This window comes from Ruminococcus albus AD2013 (assembly GCF_000526775.1).
GTDB lineage: Bacteria > Bacillota > Clostridia > Oscillospirales > Ruminococcaceae > Hominimerdicola > Hominimerdicola alba_A.
Map to the genome: position 1 here is coordinate 439,881 of NZ_JAGS01000001.1, position 20,690 is coordinate 460,570.

Annotated in this window: 19 protein-coding genes and 1 pseudogene; 10 read left to right on the top strand and 10 right to left on the bottom strand. The window is 43.5% G+C overall.

Annotation, left to right across the window (positions count from 1 at the left end; genetic code table 11):
- Positions 1–67 precede the first annotated feature (67 nt).
- Positions 68–508 carry a helix-turn-helix domain-containing protein gene (locus N773_RS0101875; RefSeq protein ID WP_043537732.1) on the bottom strand — a complete coding sequence of 147 codons (441 nt, stop codon included), beginning with the start codon at positions 506–508 and terminating at the stop codon, positions 68–70.
- Between the two features lie 9 nt (positions 509–517).
- Positions 518–1,579, bottom strand: a complete 1,062-nt coding sequence (locus N773_RS0101880; protein WP_024856179.1) for an alpha/beta fold hydrolase — start codon at positions 1,577–1,579, stop codon at positions 518–520.
- Between the two features lie 509 nt (positions 1,580–2,088).
- On the opposite strand from N773_RS0101880, the gene N773_RS0101885 reads away from it, so the two are divergent.
- The 3 genes from N773_RS0101885 (at position 2,089) to N773_RS0101895 (ending at position 4,619) form a co-directional block, all read left to right on the top strand.
- Positions 2,089–2,886 carry a class I SAM-dependent methyltransferase gene (locus N773_RS0101885; protein ID WP_024856180.1) on the top strand — a complete coding sequence of 266 codons (798 nt, stop codon included), beginning with the start codon at positions 2,089–2,091 and terminating at the stop codon, positions 2,884–2,886.
- Positions 2,887–3,186: 300 nt separating this feature from the next.
- The gene (locus N773_RS0101890; RefSeq protein WP_024856181.1) at positions 3,187–3,783 is read left to right on the top strand and encodes a class I SAM-dependent methyltransferase; all 597 of its coding nucleotides are present in this window, start codon (positions 3,187–3,189) and stop codon (positions 3,781–3,783) included.
- A 191-nt stretch (positions 3,784–3,974) separates the two neighbouring features.
- Entirely contained in the window at positions 3,975–4,619 is a 645-nt protein-coding gene (locus tag N773_RS0101895; protein WP_024856182.1) for a class I SAM-dependent methyltransferase, read from the top strand.
- A 374-nt stretch (positions 4,620–4,993) separates the two neighbouring features.
- Here the strand turns inward: N773_RS0101895 and N773_RS0101900 are convergent, their stop codons facing one another.
- From N773_RS0101900 to N773_RS0101935, 8 genes are all read right to left on the bottom strand, one after another.
- Complete coding sequence (locus N773_RS0101900; protein WP_024856183.1) at positions 4,994–6,727, bottom strand: ABC transporter ATP-binding protein; 1,734 nt, start codon at positions 6,725–6,727, stop codon at positions 4,994–4,996.
- Positions 6,720–8,471 carry an ABC transporter ATP-binding protein gene (locus tag N773_RS0101905; RefSeq protein WP_024856184.1) on the bottom strand — a complete coding sequence of 584 codons (1,752 nt, stop codon included), beginning with the start codon at positions 8,469–8,471 and terminating at the stop codon, positions 6,720–6,722. Before N773_RS0101905 ends, N773_RS0101900 begins: the two co-directional genes overlap by 8 nt.
- A complete protein-coding gene (locus N773_RS0101910) occupies positions 8,471–9,448 on the bottom strand; it encodes a helix-turn-helix domain-containing protein (protein WP_051454245.1) in 978 nt (325 codons plus the stop codon). Before N773_RS0101910 ends, N773_RS0101905 begins: the two co-directional genes overlap by 1 nt.
- On the bottom strand, positions 9,438–9,623 hold the full coding sequence (locus N773_RS0101915) for a hypothetical protein (RefSeq protein ID WP_155250849.1): 186 nt from the start codon (positions 9,621–9,623) through the stop codon (positions 9,438–9,440). Before N773_RS0101915 ends, N773_RS0101910 begins: the two co-directional genes overlap by 11 nt.
- A gap of 435 nt (positions 9,624–10,058) precedes the next feature.
- Entirely contained in the window at positions 10,059–10,592 is a 534-nt protein-coding gene (locus tag N773_RS0101920; protein WP_080678375.1) for a hypothetical protein, read from the bottom strand.
- Positions 10,593–10,762: 170 nt separating this feature from the next.
- Entirely contained in the window at positions 10,763–13,378 is a 2,616-nt protein-coding gene (locus tag N773_RS0101925; RefSeq protein WP_024856188.1) for a cation-translocating P-type ATPase, read from the bottom strand.
- Between the two features lie 346 nt (positions 13,379–13,724).
- Entirely contained in the window at positions 13,725–13,862 is a 138-nt protein-coding gene (locus N773_RS22485; protein WP_196231592.1) for a hypothetical protein, read from the bottom strand.
- Positions 13,863–14,266: 404 nt separating this feature from the next.
- Positions 14,267–15,262: a serine hydrolase domain-containing protein gene (locus N773_RS0101935; protein WP_024856189.1), complete on the bottom strand. Its 996-nt coding sequence runs from the start codon at positions 15,260–15,262 to the stop codon at positions 14,267–14,269.
- Positions 15,263–15,618: 356 nt separating this feature from the next.
- On the opposite strand from N773_RS0101935, the gene N773_RS0101940 reads away from it, so the two are divergent.
- From N773_RS0101940 to N773_RS0101970, 7 genes and pseudogenes are all read left to right on the top strand, one after another.
- Positions 15,619–16,239: a TetR family transcriptional regulator gene (locus N773_RS0101940; protein WP_024856190.1), complete on the top strand. Its 621-nt coding sequence runs from the start codon at positions 15,619–15,621 to the stop codon at positions 16,237–16,239.
- Positions 16,236–17,273, top strand: a complete 1,038-nt coding sequence (locus N773_RS0101945; protein WP_024856191.1) for an aldo/keto reductase — start codon at positions 16,236–16,238, stop codon at positions 17,271–17,273. Before N773_RS0101940 ends, N773_RS0101945 begins: the two co-directional genes overlap by 4 nt.
- Before the next feature lie 13 nt (positions 17,274–17,286).
- A pseudogene (locus N773_RS19605) lies at positions 17,287–18,222 on the top strand (aldo/keto reductase).
- Between the two features lie 12 nt (positions 18,223–18,234).
- Complete coding sequence (locus N773_RS0101955) at positions 18,235–18,918, top strand: flavodoxin (RefSeq protein WP_024856192.1); 684 nt, start codon at positions 18,235–18,237, stop codon at positions 18,916–18,918.
- Between the two features lie 16 nt (positions 18,919–18,934).
- On the top strand, positions 18,935–19,627 hold the full coding sequence (locus N773_RS0101960; protein WP_024856193.1) for a DUF4405 domain-containing protein: 693 nt from the start codon (positions 18,935–18,937) through the stop codon (positions 19,625–19,627).
- Positions 19,596–20,129, top strand: coding sequence for a flavodoxin family protein (locus tag N773_RS0101965; RefSeq protein WP_024856194.1), 534 nt, complete (start codon positions 19,596–19,598; stop codon positions 20,127–20,129). Before N773_RS0101960 ends, N773_RS0101965 begins: the two co-directional genes overlap by 32 nt.
- Positions 20,130–20,142: 13 nt before the next feature.
- Positions 20,143–20,607, top strand: coding sequence for a flavodoxin (locus N773_RS0101970; RefSeq protein WP_024856195.1), 465 nt, complete (start codon positions 20,143–20,145; stop codon positions 20,605–20,607).
- Positions 20,608–20,690 lie beyond the last annotated feature (83 nt).

The following is a 20,690-nucleotide window of genomic DNA, read 5'->3' on the forward strand; positions in this document are numbered from 1 at the left end:
TCAAAGTATATCTTGTACAGCATTTCGGAAGGGGCTTTTGGGGCTGTAGTTTTAGAAGCCCTGAATTTTATTTCTCCGGCTTCAAAGCAGCATATTCCATTGCCTGATGCATCTTTTTTTCAAACATTTCCGAAGGTATCAAAGCGATACCTTCTTTATCATCGGTCAGAACGATCAGTTTCTGACCGCCTGTCAATCCGAATTTATCTCTGACTTCTTTCGGTATTACAAGCTGACCTCGTTCGTTTATCGTTACCGATCCATAAATATTTTTACCTGTCGGCGGAGGAGGAAGAACTTCTTTTCCGTCAAGTGTCGTTGTTTTCACAAGCCTATCTATTGACACACCATAGACTTCGGCGAGACGCATACACTTTTCTATATCGGGAACGGTAGCGCCGTTCTCCCATTTTGCGTAAGCCTGCCGCGATATGCCGATCTTCTCAGCGATCTCCTCCTGTGAAAAGCCGTGGATATTGCGGAGTATGATAAGATTTTCTTTCAGCATGATAATACCTCATTTCAGTAATGAATCAACAGCATTGATATAATCGTCCTTGTGCGCGGTATGGATAATATGATCGCTGTCGCTTGTTTCTATAAGGCGGCAATTGTCTCCGATATACGATACTGCGCGCTCTGCCTGTTCACGGGAAGCTGCACAGAGGTATGTTCCGTCTTCAGCAGTATTTTCCTTTGCATGGATATAAACACAAGGTACGTCAATATCGGAAAGTATCTGCTCATGTGTAAGACCATGATTCCATGTCAGGTCATAAAAATGCTCACCGTATGCCAAGTCATACTCCTGTGCAAATTGGAAAATATACCATACCGAGGACGGCATAAAACCTATCTTCACAGGCTCATCGGGGTGCTTTTCGTGATAACTCTGCGCATAGTCTGCGATCTTTGGCATGGAGTCCTTCATGAAAAGCTGTCCCCAATAGCAGTTACGAAGATAATATGCTTCCCAGCACTCGGTTTTATCCGAATTATTGTAATCATGGAGATTTTTATAGGTGTCAAGATATGCAAAGCTCTGCTCCCAGCCTTCACCCTGAGTGCTGAATACAGGAGGATCTTCAAGCACAGCGCCTGCGATATTCTCTCCGCCGTAAGCAGCAATATATGCCGCCGTTAATGCACCGTTGGAATGACCTGCAACAACTGTCGGCTCACCGATAACTTCATTGATGAATGTGATAATGTCATCGCCGTTCACATCGATATAGTAAAGGCTTTCATCATGAGATGAACCGCCGTGTCCGTACACATCGACTGCATAAATATGCCAGTTCTTGCAAAGCTCGGGCATTACAAGTGCATAATCCTCCCATATACCCATTTGTCCGTGGATAAGAAGAAGCGCGGGCTTGTCGTTTTTAACTTCGCCGTAATTTATGATATTTCCGTTTGGCAGAGTAAACTTTTTTTCCTCAGCCCCGACCTTGTCAAGTGCTTTTTGATATTTGTCGTACCAGTGCATATTATGATGCCAATAAACTCCCAAAGCGACTAACAAAACAACTATAAGTGAAATGATAACTATTGCCATGATTTTCAGTGCTTTTTTCATAGAGATCCTCCTTTATACGGTTTCTATGAAAAGTATAACACGGCATTTGCAAAACTTCCACCAATCAAACTTGTCAAAAAAATTTGTTTTATGCCAAGTTTAGTTGCATTACCATTATATCCTATCTGCAATGTGATGTCAATAACCATATATCCGAAAAATGCTTGTGCAAGCAGATACTATAGCTTCAATTTGAATTTAATTCCAAGATGGTATGCTGTCATTATGGTGTGCACCTTAATGCTGTTTTTAATCCCGATGCTACAGAATTCTTTGCAGTATCACTGTCCTGAAAGTTCGGATCGCTGAACATGGAATCCGAGAAAAACTTCTTTTGCTCACCAAACAGCAGTTTCAAGTGGCAACGGCACTTTGCACAAAAAAGACTTTCAAAACCTTTTATGATTGGATGGCTTTATTTTGAAAGTATCTTGAAATCTGAGTCAGGATATGCTATAATATAGATATCAGTTAGCGACAACTAACCTAATTAAGGAGGATAACGAATTATGGAACTGAAATTAGGCGACGTACAGACCACTGCTCTGATCCCGCTTGCGGTCAAGGCAAATGAGACAAAACGGAAAAATGCAAGGATCAGAGATCAGAAAGCTGTCGAGATCATAAAAGCATTAAAAGTTGACACAAAGCCCTACGACAAATTTATGTCACACGAGGGTGTTGTTGCGCGAACGATCATGCTCGACCGTCAGCTGAAAGCAATTATACGAAATGCCCCTGATACCGTGATCGTCAATGTCGGTGCAGGCTTTGATGATCGGTTTTCAAGAGTTGATAACGGAAAGATCCTTTGGTTTGATCTTGATCTGCCCGATTTGATCGCAGCAAGAAAGAAGGCGTTCACCGAACGTGACCGTGTGACCATGATCGCTGGAAATGCGCTTGACAGCAAATGGTGTGATCCCGTGAAAAAAGCGCTTGCCGGCAGAAAATCAAAGCCTGTTTTTATAGCCGAAGGTCTGTTTATGTACCTGACGCTCGATCAGATACGCACCTTTCTTGAAGTGCTGAAAATTAGTTTTCCAAGCGGAGGTACCCTGATCGCCGAGCAGAACTGCAAATTTATGCAGAAGAGTGAAAAGCACCATGATACTGTCAAAAACACAAACGCGCATTTCTGTTCCGGTACTGATTCGGGGCAGGAGATAGCCGACCTGACGGATGGGATACAGCTTGTGGAGGAACACAGTTTCAATGAAGAAATGAAAAAATATAGTATCCGAGCAAAGCTGTTTGCCTTGCTGCTGCCGAAAGTGAATGATCGTTGGGCGACGTTCAGGTGGTAATTTATCAGGAAGCTGCGCATATTAATAGTCAGTTTAAATAGCAGGAAGGAATATCAATAAAGAAGATGCACTCATTATCAGATGAAAAGATCGGCCGGATCTTTTCACTGATCGGTGCATTTTCATAATGGATACAAAAGGAAATTAACCCTTTTTTACATTATCTTCAAAATGGGAAAATGCAGAAAACGGAAAATATGGTCAGTCTCTGTTGTTATTATGATCGCAATTTTGGTGTTGTGATGAATTAATTTATCACTAAATGCTGTTCAAATCACATTGATCTTAAGGAGCAAAATCATGAGTTTTACAGATAATTTCGGAAATCCGAAAGAACTTCTCGGACGAATGATGCTTGTCAGTATGGACAGAGAGCATCTGCCGATGGCTCAGTGGGCGTTGAAGCAGATCAGGATACCTGACAACGGAACGGTCGCAGATCTGGGCTGCTGCGGTGGTTATAATATCAAACGTATGCTTGATATGAGTACAAAAGCAAATTTTATCGGGCTGGATATATCAGAAGAAAGTGTGAAAAAGGCACAGAAGGTCAATAAAGAAGAACTTGGCAAACGTGTAAAGATAATCAAATGCAGTGCTGAAAAGCTGCCGCTCGAGGATAACAGTATAGACCTCATCACCGCATTTGAAACTGTTATCTTCTGGAAGAAAACAGAAAGAGCTTTCGTGGAGATCTGCCGTTCACTTGTAAAAGGAGGCTGTTTTGCAGTCATCAATAATTATGGCGATCCGAATATAGATTGGGAGAAGAAAGTTCCATGTATGACAAGATATACGGCAGAGCAAATCGCTGAAATGTTTAAAACAGCAGGATTTGCTGATATATCGATCAGCAAAAAGGAAAATCTGTTTTTAGTAATGGGGTATAAAAGATGATCCGATAAACTTAAAGCAGATACAATATAAAGCAACATTTAATATAGACGGATTGATGTGCGGAATATGTCAGTTATATATCAACGATACGTTTCTCGCAAAAATGTCCGCGTAAAAAAGTAAGGATAACATATAAATCAGTGCTTATTTTTCGCTCACTTTATTCCGTGAAAAACTGAAAGGATATCATTATGACAAGCAAAAAATACAAAGAATTATCCGTAAAAGAGTTTACCAAAGCTGCCGAGATCTATGAATCGGACAATGCAGGTGTGTACAATATGTGTAAAAAGGACTATCCCGATGTACTGGCAGAACTTGAAAAAGAGCCGTTTAACGATCTTCTGGATTGCGGCTGCGGAACAGGCCCCATGCTTACTCTGCTGCATAAAAAGTATCCTGAAAAGCACTATACCGGTATAGATCTGACGCCGAAAATGATCGAGGTTGCCAAACGAAAGAAGATGAAGGGTGTAGAACTGGTAGTAGGCGACTGTGAGAATCTTCCCTTTGCCGAAAATGCTTTTGATGCAGTGATCTGCTGTGAAAGTTTTCATCATTATCCGAATCCGCAGGACTTTTTTAATAGTGTGTATCGTGTGCTTCGCCCGAACGGCAGGCTGATACTGCGTGACATGACGATGGATTCAGCGGCAGTACGCTGGTTATTCAATACCCTCGAATTGCCGCTGGTAAACCTTGCAGGCAAGGGCGATGTTCGCATATACGGCAGAGAGGAAATCAGAAAATTATGTAAAAATGCAGGACTGCACATGGAATCATTTGAAAAACGAGGCTTCTGCCGCTTGCATTGTGTTGTAAGAAAAAAGCGGTAATTAAATCGAGTATATATTAACTGAATGATGAAGCGTATTTCTATGCCCGGCAGATACTTCAGATAATTAGTCTGCTTGGTATCGTAACAGTGTTCGTTTTCGCAGAAGGGGATAGATCAAAAATATGACTTTTCGTATCGTTCCCTACTGTAAACGATACATTTATTTCGTCATTTTATCCGTTAACAGATAGTGAAAAAGGAGTTTGTTTCGTTTCATACGAACAAGCCCCTTTTTCTTTAGTGTATTGATATACTCTTTTCGTTATCACTATGCAGGGTGTGAGAACAGTATCGCCGAACAGTTTCTTATCAAGTGTTACGATCGGCAAGGTTATATCCCGCACCGTAAAGCATAAATATCGCAGTAAAAAGTCACAATCTCCATGAGGCAGCATCGCGCCTGCTTTCAACGAATCTGCGGTATATGCCGTCTGTTTGCATAAGCTCATTGTGTGTGCCCTGCTGGGCAATATGTCCTCCGTCTATGACAATGATCTGATCTGCGTTTCTGACAGTTTTAAGCCTGTGTGCGATCATGATAATGGTCTTTTCTTTGGTAAGTGCGTCGATAGCTTTCATCAGATCGGCTTCGTTCTCGGGGTCAACATTTGCGGTCGCTTCGTCGAGAACTATTATCGGGGAATCTTTCATGATCGCACGAGCGATTGAAATACGCTGCTTTTCTCCGCCTGAAAGACTTGCACCGCCTTCGCCGATGACAGTATCATATCCGTCCGGCAGCTGCATGATAAAATCATGACAGCAAGCCTTTTTTGCTGCATCTATGACTTTTTCCATAGGCGCTTCGGGTTGTCCGAAACGTATATTGTTGGCAATGGTATCTGCAAACAGATACACTCGCTGGAACACAAAACTGTAATTTCTCATCAGAGCATCCATACTGTATTCACGCACATCCCTGCCGTTAAGAGTGACTTTGCCCTCGTCAACGTCCCAGAAACGTGAGAGCAGCGAGGTGAGAGTTGTTTTACCGCCGCCCGAAGGTCCGACTATCGCTGTTGTAGTATGCTCGGGGATATTAAGTGTAACACCGTCGATGATCTTCTTTTTCTCGTAAGCAAATCCGATTTTTTCAGCCGAAATATCAAAATGCTCAGGCTGGATCTCTTCACCCGAAATATCCATCTGCGGTGTAGCAAGGATCGCCTGCGCCTGCTTGACAGAAACGTCAACTGTACGCAACAGCGCGGAATACTTGCCGGCATTATCGAGCTGTGCATAGATGAGATATGAACTGATTATCATAATAATTGTTGTGAACAAGTCCATATTTCCGCCGATATGCAGCATGATCGATGCCAGTACGATGATAGTTCCGAGTGCTTTCAGCCAGAAGCTCTGCAGTGTCATATATGGAATAAGCTTCAGCTCCATAGCCGAATTTGCGTTTTCGTTCTCGTCTATTGCAATGTTGAGATCTTTGTTTCGTTTGCCTGTCAGCCTGAATGTTCTGACCTCAAAAATACCTTGAATATACTCAATGACCTTAGCAACGAGCGCTGAATCCTTTTCGACTTTCTGTTTAGCCATATTTGCAGATTCCTTCATCATTCCGCTGTTTATCACAAAGAATACTGCAAGTCCGCCACAGAGGATAAGCCCGATATGCCAGTCGAAGCAAAGCAGCATAACTGTAATTACCGCAGTTGAAAGCAGTCCCGAGCAAACGAGCATGACCACTCTTGTGGCGACATTTTCGAGATTCTGCATTGTATTTGTTGTTACCGACATGATATGTCCGAGACTGTTTTCGTTGTAATAGCCCATGGGCAGATAACGCAGATGCTCCGCGAGCTGCATACGCTTGTTTGCACAGGTATTGTAACCGCCCTCGGTCTGGAGCATTGTCGCTTTGCTTTTTGCAATACCGGCGCCGATTATGCTGATAAGCATGATGCAAAGACAAGTGATACAGGTTTTTGAAGTCACGTTATCATCAAGAAGAGCCTTCAACATACAAGCGATAGCAGGTATTTTCAGCGCTTCAAACATTGCCTGAAGCAGGCTCAGGACTATAGAAACGTAAAAGCGTTTTCTGTCCTCCGTATTGCAGAAATCAAAGAAGTTTTTCAGTATCTTAAACATTGTCCTCACCGTCCTTTGCTGAAATATGTGCCGCCCACATTTTACTGTACAGACCATCATGTGCAAGCAGTTCTTCGTGTGTGCCTTGTTCTTCGATAATTCCTTCCCCGATAACATATAGCCTGTCAGCGTTCTTCACTGTCGAGAGCCTGTGTGCGATAACAATAAGCGTTCTGCCCTCAACAAGTTTCGCTACACTTTTCTGGATAACAGCTTCATTTTCGGAATCGGTGTAGGCGGTCGCTTCATCGAGAATTATGATCTCCGCATTTTTGAGCATGGCTCTTGCAATTGATATACGCTGACGTTCACCGCCGGAAAGATGTCCGCCCGAAGAACCAACTAACGTATCATAACCATTTTCAAGGCTCATAATGAAGTCATGACAGCCGCATTTTCTTGCTGCGTCTTCCACATCCTGATCTGTCGCGGACTGATTTCCAAGACGGATATTTTCACGTACAGAAAGATCGAAAAGATAATTATCCTGCGAAACATAGGCGATCTTGTCATTGTAATCATCAAGGGGAATGTCCCTGATATCCACACCGCCGAAAGATATATTTCCGCCGCTGACGTCCCACAGGCTTGCGATCAGTCTGGCTACGGTAGATTTTCCGCTGCCGGAAGGACCGACAAGTGCGATAAATTCTCCCTTGTGTACTGTCATGGAAATGCCGTGGATGATCTCCTTATCGTTGTAGCCGAAGTGGATATTATCCAGCACAATATCGCCGTTCATTATAGTTTTGGTCAGCTTTTCGGGGCGCACCATTTCGGGTGCGTCTATGATATTTCTTACTTCAGTAACGATAGTATCCATCTGTGCGATATCATCGGAATATGACATTATACCAAGCAGTGGTTCGATGAGACCGATTGTCAGGATAATGATAGTGATAAAATCAGCAGTACTGATCGTACCGTGTATCGCCATGATACCGCCGATCGGCAGCACTGAAAGCATTGTCGCAGGCATGATACACATTGCAAAGGTCATATACACGTTGCATTTGCGCATCCAGTCAACAAAACTTGCGGCACTTTCCTTGGCGGCGGCAGCAAATTTCTCATAGCTGGACTGCGCCTTGCCGAACACTTTGATAACTTCGATACCGCCTATATATTCCGTTGTTACAGCGTTCAGTGCCTTTGTGGCACGTACAGTCCTGCTGTAATTTTCCTCATATCCGAGCATCATGAGCATATAGCAGATAACCCCTAACGGCACTGTGATCAGAGCTGCAAGTCCAAGCTTCCAATTGATAACAAAGGCGTAGATCAGTATGATAATCGGAGCACCGATGCCTGTTGTGAACTCAGGAAGTATATGTGCGAGCGTTGTTTCAATACTGTCGATGCGTTCTACTATCGTACTTTTCAGAGCGCCTGACGGCTGACTTATGACATTGCCGAGTGGCATTTTTGCCAGCTTATCAAGCGTCCTTTTGCGTATAACCGCAAGTGTGTGAAATGTTGCAAGGTGCGAATTTGCAGTTGACAACGCATGAAACAGCGAGTGGCCCAGCCACAGCGCGAGTATCACTGCACAATTGATGATGTATGCGCTTTTATCGGTTCTGCCTGCAAGCAGATCTTTTACTATACGCGCAATAAAATAATACGGAACGATCCCGCATAGCATACTGATCGCCGCAAGTATAACGCTTGTGACAAATTTTCCTTTTCTTTCACCCGACTGCCTGAGAAGCCAGACGAATGAGCCGTTTTGATCCTTTTTCATTAAATATCCTCCTGTCTGTTACGATAATTCTGCGGTGACACGCCCATGACATCACGGAACGCTGCCGAGAATTTTGAAGCATTGTCATATCCGAGCCGCTGTGCTATGTCAGCGATATACATTCTTCGGTCAGAAATAAGTATTTCCGCCGCTGCCTTCATCTTATAACTCTTGATGTACTGATACACAGGTGTGCCGTAAACCGCTTTAAACATCTTTCGCAGTGAAGCAGGCGGTATACCCGATATCTCGGAAAGCTCTTTGACCGTGAAGATCTTATCAGGTCTGCTTGTAATAAGTGAATGTATTTCTTTTATCTTAGCGATCTGGCTTGCCGGAAAATACAGCCGTTGTTCTGAATATGCCGCTGTATCTATGTCTGTAAGCAAGAGAAGCAATTCTGCGATCTTCACTCTGAAATAATCGATCCGCATAGCCTTAGGTACATGATATAACTGAGAAAAAAACGTATTCAAAGTTTCATTTGTACGAAGCAGATACTCCTTTTTTTCAGAGCAGAACTTATCGCCAAGCATATTCAGATCAATTGAAAGAAACGGCATCTCCCGTCTGATCGAAATCTGAGCTATTTCTTGCAGGAAACCGATCGTTATACCGTGATAATGCGAAAGCGGCAGTTCAACTAAACCCTCATGATGCAAACGATGATCTATACGCAGATCGCCCGCCTCCATATAATAGCGCTCTCCTAGGGAACTTTCATGCTCGATCCGTCCCTCACGGCAGTGGTCTATGCAAAGCACAGTATCCGCATTATGATATTCCGATACACAGTGATTCATATGAAAATCGTTATACATCAGATATATACCGTCAAACACACGGTACAACGTCATAAAGCCCTCACCGGATTCATCGTCGATGCGCAGAACGCGGCATTCCCCATCAGCTGCGATCTCGTGAACATTTGAACCAAAGCCTGCTTTGTCAAGTGCATCAAAAATGTCACTCTTCATATGATATCCACCTTTTCAAAATGTTTTTCATCAGTTTTCCGTCTGTCAGCCTGCACATTCCTTTCAGTAACATAAGAATGCGCATGATGATGTTCATGATCCATATCATACCGAACATAGCGATAATGAACTTGATGACGATAACTATCAATGTTTGTGAGATTTTTCCTTTCATAGTTGCCTTTAAAAGGTTAGCGAATGCTAACTTGCATTCAAAATATTTGGTCTTGTGATCCAAGACCATTGACTATTATAACACAAACAAAAAGATACTGCAACTCCATTTTAATCATGATACTCCAAACTGATATTAATTATAAGCAGTGATCAATAATTATAATTCATATTACGCCAGTAATGTTTTCAGAAATAGGCTCCGTCCTATGACGATCGGATTCGCCGGACCTGAAAATAATTTTATTTAATTTACGCCTCTCTTTGATATCTGTCTGCTGTGCGTGATTTGGGTATGGTGATTTCAGAAATTTTCTGCTCAGGACAAAGAAAAAGCCCCGTGAGATAAAACGGGTACCCATATAAAAGTTTTGCCCCGAAGCACTTTATCGTGATTTGGGGCAGTTTTTATTCGGGTGCTGAGATAGATCAGAATTCAGCACCTTAAAATTATCTCCATAGTTTCATTGATAATTGTCTCAAGATCGTTTGCGCCATCAATCACATAATCAGAATTCGGTAAAATATCTGTCAGCATCTGGACATAACAAACTCTTGCAGCATTCAAGTATGTATCCATTTCATTACGAATATCATCAGCAGAAGCCTCTTTCATATCTCTGAGCACTCTTCGAGCCATTGCAATATCTAACGGCGTATCAATAAATATACAGCAGTCCAGATAATCTTTCATCATTTTATTCTGATATGCAAACGGATAATCCAACAGCAGATAATCATACTTTTTGCTGTTGATAATCCTTTCAACATCTGCTTTTAATGGTGATAAGTCCCATACATTATAGAATTCTTCAGCTTTCGATACCCATTTGGTAAAATCATCGGGTTCTCCATCGAATGAGTAGTCATCAAAATGAAGCGAGGTTGTCCTTGGTAACCTATCTTTAATTGCATTAACAACTGTTGTTTTTCCGCCTGCTGTAACGGCTCCTATCGCTATTATTTTCATTGTATGCTCCTCTGGATCCATATTTTTGATAGTAAAGATTATATCACAGTGTGGAATGTCTGTCAATAGAAACGCCATAGTACTCCTGACCGGATATCAGAAATACTATGGCATAATATTTCTATATGAGTACCGACCTATATTTCAAAGGGCATTACTATTTGGTGCAGTCAGTCTTTCTTTACCTTTTTAGCCAGCACAACGATCTCGTGTGCCACAAGGGGCATTATGGAGAGCACAAGTACCAGTCCCCACATTGAAGTTGTCATCTGAACTGTGCTGAATATGTTTCTGAAGAAAGGTATCTCGGTAACCGCAAGCTGACCCAGAAGACCTACCGCAAAAGCAAGTATCATTATCTTGTTATCAAGATGATTGAATTTGAACAGTGAAGTCTCGGTATCACGCATACCTATCGCATGGAAAAGTTCGGATACGGCAAGGGTGCAGAATGCAAGTGTCTGTGACTGCATGAGTATCTGCTTATCGGAAAAACTATCAATGATATTTTTAAGACTGAGTGCTGTTCCCGAAGCTGAAAGTTCCCTGATTGGGGCGTACAGGAAAGCGATGAGAGTTACCACAGCGATGATGACGCTGTAAAGACCTACCTTGAAATATCCGCCGTCAGCGAAGATGGATTCGCCGTTCTTACGAGGTTTCTTGTTCATAACGTCAGATGACGAGTTGGGGTCAACACCGAGGGCAAAGCAGGGGAGAGAGTCGGTGAGAAGGTTTACCCACAGTATGTGTACAGCTTTCAGCGGTGCGGCAAAGCCTGCTGCAATAGCTGCAAACATCACAACTACCTCGCTGATATTAGATGAAAGGGCAAAGAGTATAGACTTCTTTACGTTCTCATAGATGTTTCTGCCTTCCTTGACAGCCTTTTCTATGGTGGTGAATTTATCGTCCTGAAGCACGATATCAGCGGCACCCTTGGCAACATCGGTACCTGTTATACCCATTGCAACGCCGACATCAGCCGCTTTAAGCGAGGGTGCATCGTTAACGCCGTCACCTGTCATTGAAGCGATATTGTTGTTAGCCTGTATCGCCTTGACTATCTTTACCTTATGTTCGGGGGAAACTCTTGCAAATATCGAGAGACCCGAAACTCTGTTGCGGAGTTCTTCATCGCTCATCTCGTCAAGCTCGTGACCCATCACACATTCATCGGGTCTTTCGGCAATGCCCAGCTTTTTGGCGATAGCAAGGGCGGTATCCTTGTGGTCGCCCGTTATCATCACAGTCTTTATGCCTGCACGCTTGAAGGTCTTGATAGATTCAACTACCTCGGGCCTTTCGGGGTCTATCATACCTATCATGCCGATGTAGGTGAGTCCCTGTTCAACAGCGTCCCTGTTATCCTCACGGACAGCAAGTGAAAGCACTCTCAGGGCTTCAAAGGACATCTCGGACATAGCGTTTGATATAAGTGTCATATCCTCATTTGTTATCTCACGTACAGTGCCGTTTACCCTGATGTGGGTACAGCGCATGAGCAGTTCATCGGTAGAGCCTTTGGTGAAGGATATTATCTTGCCGTCCTCGGTGGTGTGTACGGTGGTCATAAGCTTTCTTTCCGAATCGAAAGCCTTCTCGTTGATACGGGGCACAGTCTTTTCGGTAACTGACTTATCTATGCCGTATCTCTTGGCAAAAGCTACCAGAGCAGTCTCGGTTGGGTCGCCTACCTCGGTGCCGTCGGAAGCGATGGAAGCATCGTTGCAAAGCATAAGACCTTTTATGAGGGTATCATGCTTCTCCTTATCAAGGGTATCAAGGTCGATATACTCACCGTTCTCGAATGCCTTTACAACGGTCATCCTGTTCTGTGTAAGTGTTCCTGTCTTATCTGAACAAACATAGCTTACAGCACCAAGGGTCTCAACGGCGGGCATATTCTTTACAATGGCGTTTATCTTAGCCATTCTCTGCATACCCAGAGCAAGCACTATGGTAACGATGGTGGGTATGCCCTCGGGGATAGCCGCAACTGCAAGTGAAACGGCTGTCATGAGGAGTTCAAGCACCTCTCTGCCCTGTATGATGCCTATAAGGAACACTATGGCGCATATTACGATAACTGCTATGCCGAGGGTACGGCTGAGTTCGTTCATGCCCTTCTGGAGGGGTGAGGGCTTTTCCTTCTCCTGTCCCACCATATCGGCTATCTTGCCTATCTGCGTATCCATACCGGTATGTACTACCTCGCCTATACCTCTTCCGTAGGTAACGACAGTGGTCATATAAGCAAGGTCAAGACGGTCGCCTATACCTGTCTTTTCATCAGCAGTGAAGTTCTCGTCCTTCTCCACGGGTACAGATTCACCTGTCAGTGCCTTTTCGTCCATCATCAGGCGTGCAGTTTCAAGCAGTTTCAGGTCGGCAGGTACTTGCTTTCCAGCTTCAAGCACAACTATATCGCCTACAACAAGTTCCTCCGAGGATATTTCCTTAGTCTCGCCGTCACGTATAACAGTGGCTCTCAGCACTGACATTTTCTTCAGTGCATCAAGTGCCTTCTGTGCCTTGCCCTCCTGCACTACGCCTATCACCGCATTGGCAATGACGATAACAAGCATGATTATCGCTTCGCCGTAGTCATGCAGTATTATGGATATGATGATAGCCGCACCCAGTATCGCATTGGTGAAGTTGAGTATCTGTGCGAGGAACATCTGCAATACTGTTTTTTGCTTCTCTTCTTTCAGGCAGTTTCGTCCGTTTTCAAGCAGACGTTTTTCGGCTTCAGCCTGTGAAAGCCCTGTGAATTTACTCATAGCGGTTTTTACTCCTTTTCATCAGATGATGCATTATAAAACTCGTGATTACTATTATAACATTTTGTTCATTCTTTGTCAACGCCGAAAAATGGCATATGGCAAAGCGTACAATGCTCAAAGGGGTATATCTAAAAGTCGATATTATCCGCTAGTCCCGTGATGTCACGGCATTAGGCTTTATCGTTGAAGAAGGTGCGTTTGCATACCATTTAATAAAGCTTTTCCTTTCGCAGCAGTCAGATGCTGCGGAGCTGAAAACAAAAAGCACACCCTCAAAACGTTTGTAAACGCTTTAAGGGTGTGTTGTGAGATCAATGCTGATTTTTTTGTTTGATCCTGCATCTTATATGTTTGTGACCTTGTGAACTGCTTTTTCAATGTGAACTCTGACAGGCAGCCCGTACTCGGTGTTGGCATATCCGAAAGCAAGCGCATTATAGGTGTGTTCATTTTCTTCAAGCCGCTTTAGCTGATTTATCAAACGCTGCCGAGATCAAGTTCGACTATGTGCTTGTTTGTTTTTTTACTTAGATCTTAAGCGGAGTTTTTTCAGTTATAATTTTTACATCACTTTTTTTGACTATCTTGTTGTAGGCTAACTTATCACATCTGTCAAAACCGAGTTCCTGTGCAACCGCGTAGTCCGGAACCCATAATTCATACTCATCTCCAATCTCACGGGCAATAAAAGTTTTATAGCCTTTATATTCCGCATATGATGATAATCTATATGCCTCCGAAAGATCTGAAGGATCGATTATTTTGGAATAGACGTGGCTGCAACAGCCCCTTATACACCGAACCTAAAAACGTACAATGAAAAAAAGGGGACGGGTCATGGTGCAATATCCCCTTGTGAGATCAATAAAGTATCGTTTTGAATGTTCATAGCCTGTCGATGATCGGTATAACGATCTTTTCTATGAATTCTACACGGTCAAATATCCTTGGTTTGAATGTGCCTGTAATGCCTACCGATATTCTTTTTTCGGGGTCGGCATATATGATATTGCCGCAGTCGCCTATGGCAGCGAATACAGGCTTATCCTTGTGCGGTCTGTACCACAGGTAGCCGTACTGCATATTGCCGAATTTCTCATCAAGCTGCAGCTTAGGTGAAGTCATCTGACCTATCCATTCTTTGGATATGATATACTTGTCATGGTAAACACCGTTGTTTATGAGCATATCTCCGATCTTCGCCATATCATATGCCGCAAGTGTAAGCCCCAAGCCAGCGGTTACAGTATCCTGCGGATCAGAGTACCATTCGTTCCCACGAGGGTTCTTATTCATCAGGAAATCAAACTGATCTTCCTTACTGCTGTCGCCGTGTATCTTGTGTTCGGGTATGTCGAGAGGTGCAAAAAGATACCTGTTTGCAAAGTCTATGCATTTCATCCCCGATGCGTTTTCGATGATACCCGCAAGTATCTGTATACCCAGTGTTGCATACTTGAATTCACCTGTTATTCCCGACTTTCCGCCCAGCAGGTCAAGTGCCGCCTTCGTCCAGTCCTGTGAAGTACATACTTTAGTCCATGGTTCAGAGCGATACTTATACGGTGCAGTCATGGTAAGAAGGTGCTCGATCGTTACATCATAGATCGTTTTTTCTCCACGCTTAACGGTGTAATCGGGAAAGAAATCCATTACTTTCTGATCTGTGCCCTTGATCAAACCTTTATCTACGGCAATACCTGCAAGCAGAGCCATTACGCCTTTTGTTACAGAATTGACGTTCATTGCACTGTCAGTTTTGAAACCTCTCCAGTTGTCGTTATATACCACTTCGCCGTTTCTGACAGCGCATATCTGACAGATATTGCTCTCGCTGCCTTTACTTTCATCTACATAATTATGAAGCTCGTTTCTTGTCATAACATACCTCCGAAAATAAGTTCTGTAAATTTGATCGAAGTTTCATACAGTATCTATATTGTATCAAATCAAATTTTTAATGTCAACACTCATTTCAAAATTGGGTCTGTGATACAATACGAAAAAACAATGCTGTAAATTGAAATAGAGATACTTGGTTGTTTTTCATAATTGTACTGTTTTGTATTTGTGTAATACAACAAATTAAAAATAATTGCTTGAAATATATTGACATCGTGTCAGAATAGTCTTATACTAACTATAGTGACACGATGTCAGAATGATGTTCGGTCGGAATAATATAAAGTTTTTGCGTTGATAAACACTATCTGCACTTTCAAAAAGGAGGATGAATAATGCCAAAGGGTTCCCCTGAACTGACGGCTTCACGAAAAGAAGAGATCGTGAACGCCTGTGAAAAACTCTATAAGACCATGAGCTTCAAGGAGATAACCATAAAGGACATAGGCAATGTGACCTCGTTTACAAGAACCTCTATCTATAACTATTTTCAGACGAAAGAGGAGATATTTCTCGCACTTATGCAGCGTGAATATGAGCATTGGGCGGAGGAAATGAGCGGACTTGCGAGCGCAAACAAAAGCATGACTGCTGATAGTTTTGCTGATGCGATCGCTCACTCTCTTGAAAGTCACGAACAGCTTTTGAAACTGCTGGCGATGAACCACTACGATATGGAAGAAAACTCGCGTCCAGAACGGCTGACGGAGTTCAAGATCGCATATGGCGATTCACTTGATGCGGTGAGAGTATGCATAAGAAAATTCTTTCCGGATATCGACTGCGAGCGTTTTATATTTGTTTTCTTCCCGTTCCTTTTCGGGGTATATCCGTATTCAGTAGCTACGAAAAAACAGCTTGATGCGATGCGTGATGCAAAAATGGATTTTAAGATGCACAGCATTTATGAGATAATACATTCCTGCGTAATGCAGCTTCTGGGAGGTACAAAATGAAATACACAAAACTTGGCAATTCAGATCTTAATGTATCACGTATATGTATGGGCTGCATGGGTTTCGGTGATGCGCAGAACGGTCAGCACTCGTGGACTATAGATGAAGAGCATTCTCGTGAGATAATCAAACGAGGACTAGAACTGGGAGTGAATTTCTACGATACTGCTATCGCATATCAGTCGGGAACGAGCGAACGATATGTTGGAAAAGCGCTCAAAGATTTTGCAAAGCGCGATGAGGTAGTAGTTGCAACGAAATTCCTGCCGAGAACACCTGCGGATATTGACGCGGGTATCAGCGGTCAGCAGCATATCGAACGTATGATAAACAAAAGCCTTGAAAACCTGGGAATGGAGTATGTTGACCTGTACATCTATCATATGTGGGACTGGAATACGCCGATATATGATATCCTGGAAGGTCTGAACCGTGTTGTCAAGGCAGGCAAGGCGAGGTATATCGGCATTTCAAACTTCTATGCATGGCAGCTTGCGAAGGCGAATGCTCTTGCCGAAAAAGAGGGCTTTGCGAAATTTGTTTCCATACAGGGTCATTACAATCTTATCTTCCGTGAGGAAGAGAGAGAAATGGCTATGCTCTGCAATGAGGATAATATCGCTATGACCCCATACAGTGCCCTGGCAAGCGGCAGACTCAGCCGACTTCCCGGCGAGACTTCAAAGCGTGCCGAAGAAGATACCTATGCAAAATTAAAGTATGATGCCACGAAAGAACAGGATGAGGTCATTATCAGACGAGTGGCTGAACTTGCTGAAAAACACGGCGTTTCAATGACAGAGATATCACTTGCGTGGCTGCTTGCAAAAGTAACATCTCCCATTGTGGGAGCAACAAAACTTCACCATATCGAGGGTGCAGCAAAAGCAGTTGAGCTCGACTTGTCCGATGATGAAATGTTTTATCTTGAAGAACCGTATGTTCCTCACGCACTTGCAGGTGTAATGGCGCAGAACAAGCCCGCAAACAAAAATGAAAAGCATGTATGGTCTACAGGCTCACAGAAAATTTAAGGAGGAGTCATTTATGAAAAACTTACCAAAGATCGCTTTCGGTGCATGGGCATGGGGCAATGACGGAACATTCGGTGGAGATCTTACACCGGAAATACTTCGTCCGATATTTGACAAGGCTATGGAGAACGGTTTGAACCTTTGGGACACAGCTTATGCCTACGGAATGGGAACCTCTGAAAAGGTGCTTGCAGGTTTTCTCAAAGGGATTCCGAGAGACAGCTATTTCGTATCGGATAAATTCACTCCTCAGTGCGTTGGCAGCAATTCTCCCGATGGAATGAAAAAAATGATCGAGATGCAGCTTGCCCTTATGGAACTTGATCGCTTTGACATTTACTGGATACACAATGTTGTGAACGCACCTAACTGGATAAAGGCTCTTGCAGAGTATTTTGAAGGCAAGGAAAATGTGCCGATGATCGGTGTTTCAAATCACAACCTTGCGGAGATAAAGGAAGCTTCAGAGATACTGAAAGCCCACGGTCTGAAGCTCAGTGCTGTTCAGAATCACTACAGCCTGATCAACCGATCCTCAGAGGATTCAGGAATACTGGACTATTGCAAGGAAAATGGTCTTATATTCTTCTCCTATATGGTGCTTGAACAGGGTGCATTGTCAGGTAAATATGATACCGCCCACCCGATGCCGGAAGGTTCGGGCAGAGCAGCTGCATATAATCCTGTGCTTGATAAGCTGGAGGTAATGAACGAAGCGCTCGGAAGGATCGCCGTAAAATACGGTGTCGGCATCGCACAGATACCTGTTGCGTAGGCGATAGCAAAGGGTACGCTGCCTATCATCGGTGTAACAAAGGTCAGCCACATTGAAGATGCTGTAAAGGCGGCAAATATCACACTCACGGCTGAGGAAGTTGCAGAGCTTGAGAGCGTTGCGGACGGTCTCGGACTTAATGTGATCCGTTTCTGGGAAAAAGAAATGAAATAAGCAGGTGATCATATGAAAAAATTGATGTTATCAATGTTAGCGGCGTTCTGTGTGTTTGGTTTTACCTCCTGCGGTAATGCAGACAAAAGCAGTTCTGCACCTAAGGGAACTACTTCTCAGACAGAAGCGGCACAGAAGTCGAAAAAGTCTGATACGGCTGATAAGTCTACAAATGAACAAATTGATGCAAAGTCTGATGATACGGATAAAACAGAAAGTGCTTCTGATACGATAGTTGTATATTTCTCAGCTACAGGCACCACAAAGGGTGTGGCTGAGCGTATCGCAAATGTAACGGATGCGGATATTTTCGAAATTATACCTGAAGAACCATACAGTGATGCAGACCTTGACTGGAACGATAATAACAGTCGTACCACTATCGAGATGAACGATCCTGATGTACGTCCTGCTATTGCAAATGATACCGTCGATCTGAACAGCTACACCACTGTATACATCGGATATCCGATCTGGTGGGGTGATGCTCCGAGGATCATGAGCACATTTGTTGAGGCTCATGATTTTGTCGATAAGACAGTTATCCCGTTCTGCACATCGGGCGGAAGCGGTATCGGCAGGAGCGGGAGTAACCTTGCTTCGCAGGCTGGAAGCGGAAACTGGCTTGACGGTGACAGACTTGATGCAGGAATATCCGAAAGCGAGATAAAGGACTGGATTAATAACATGAATTAAACAAGGAGGGACTGTTATGCAGGCTAAGACTTCAAATATCATCAAAAGGATAGTTGATTTGGTGCTGACAGTCCTTTTGCTGTTTCTTATGGCTTTTCAGGTGACAGGTGATATACTGCATGAATGGCTGGGTATCGGTATGACGGTAACGCTGATACTGCACCATATCCTGAACCGCAAATGGTACAAATCTGTGTTCAAGGGAAAGTTTACGTTCTATCGGATAGCTGTGACAGCAGTGAACACTCTTATGCTGGCAGCTATTGCTTTGACTGCACTGAGCGGAATGTCCATGAGCGGGCACGCTGTACCTTTTATGTACGGATTTATCAGCGTAATGACTGCACGAAAGTGGCATCTGGCATTCAGCTATTGGTCGTTTATCCTTATGGGTATCCATGTCGGTATGCACATGAAAGCTATGACCGAAAAAATGCAAGGAAAGCTCAAAATAGTATTCAAGGCGGTAATGACAGGAATTTCAGTCGTGGGATTGTGGCTGTTTATGAAAAGCGGCATTATGAACTATATCACGTTCAGAATGCATTTTGCTTTTCTCGATTATCAAACTGCAAAATGGCTGATAATAATGCAAAATCTTGCAATGCTTATATTCTTTGCACTTATAGGGTTTGTGCTGTCTGAGATCACACGATTGAAGAAAAGTGAGGTGCAAAATGAAAATAGTAATACTTATGGGAAGTCCTAACCGAAATGGCTCGACGAGCATTCTTGCCGAGAATTTCAAAAAAGGTGCAGAGAAAAGCGGTCACGATGTCAAAGTGATAGATGTCTGTCATGCAGATGTTCGTCCGTGCACTGGCTGTGTTGCCTGCGGTTACGAGGGGGAATGCGTTCAGCATGACGACAACGAGCATATCCGCAAGGCGCTGCTTAGCTGTGATATGGTGGTGTTCGCAACTCCGCTTTATTACTACGGAATGAGCGCACAGCTCAAAACAGTGGTTGACCGTTTCTGTGCATATAACAGCAGTCTGAACCGCAGACATCTGAGATCAGCACTCCTGACAGTTGCGTGGAATGCCGATGGATGGACATTTGATGCTCTGACAGCTCACTATAAAACGCTGGTGCGTTACATCAATTTTGAGGACAAGGGTATGGTGCTGGGCTATGGATGCGGCAGTCCGTCCATGACAAGGTCGAGCAAATATCCTGAACAAGCATACAAATTAGGAAGATCATTATAATGGAGGTAATCTTATGAGTAAAAAATTAGTAGCATATTTTTCAGCAAGCGGAAACACTGCAAGGCTTGCAAAGGATCTGGCGAAAGCGGCAGAAGCAGACCTTTATGAGATACGTCCTGCCGTTCCATACACAAGTGCTGATCTCAACTGGCAGAACAAGCAGTCACGCAGCAGTGTTGAAATGAGCGATCACAGCTCGCGACCTGAACTTGCTGACAAAAGCGCTGATATTGCAGCGTATGACACGATCTATGTGGGATTCCCTGTATGGTGGTATATTGCACCGACCATCATAAATTCTTTCCTTGAAAGCTATGATTTTTCGGGTAAGAAGATCATACTGTTTGCTACATCTGGCGGCAGCGGGTTTGGAAAAGCAGTACAGAACCTGAAAAGCAGTGCACCCGATGCCGAGATCATTGAGGGCAGGGTCAATCCGTCTGCTAAGGATATCGAAAAACTATCGGCAATGGTATAAAATTTCAGGATGATATAATATCTTATGTTGAGCCGTTAGTACGTTCATACCGCACTATTTTGTCCACAGCGGATTTTGGTGTA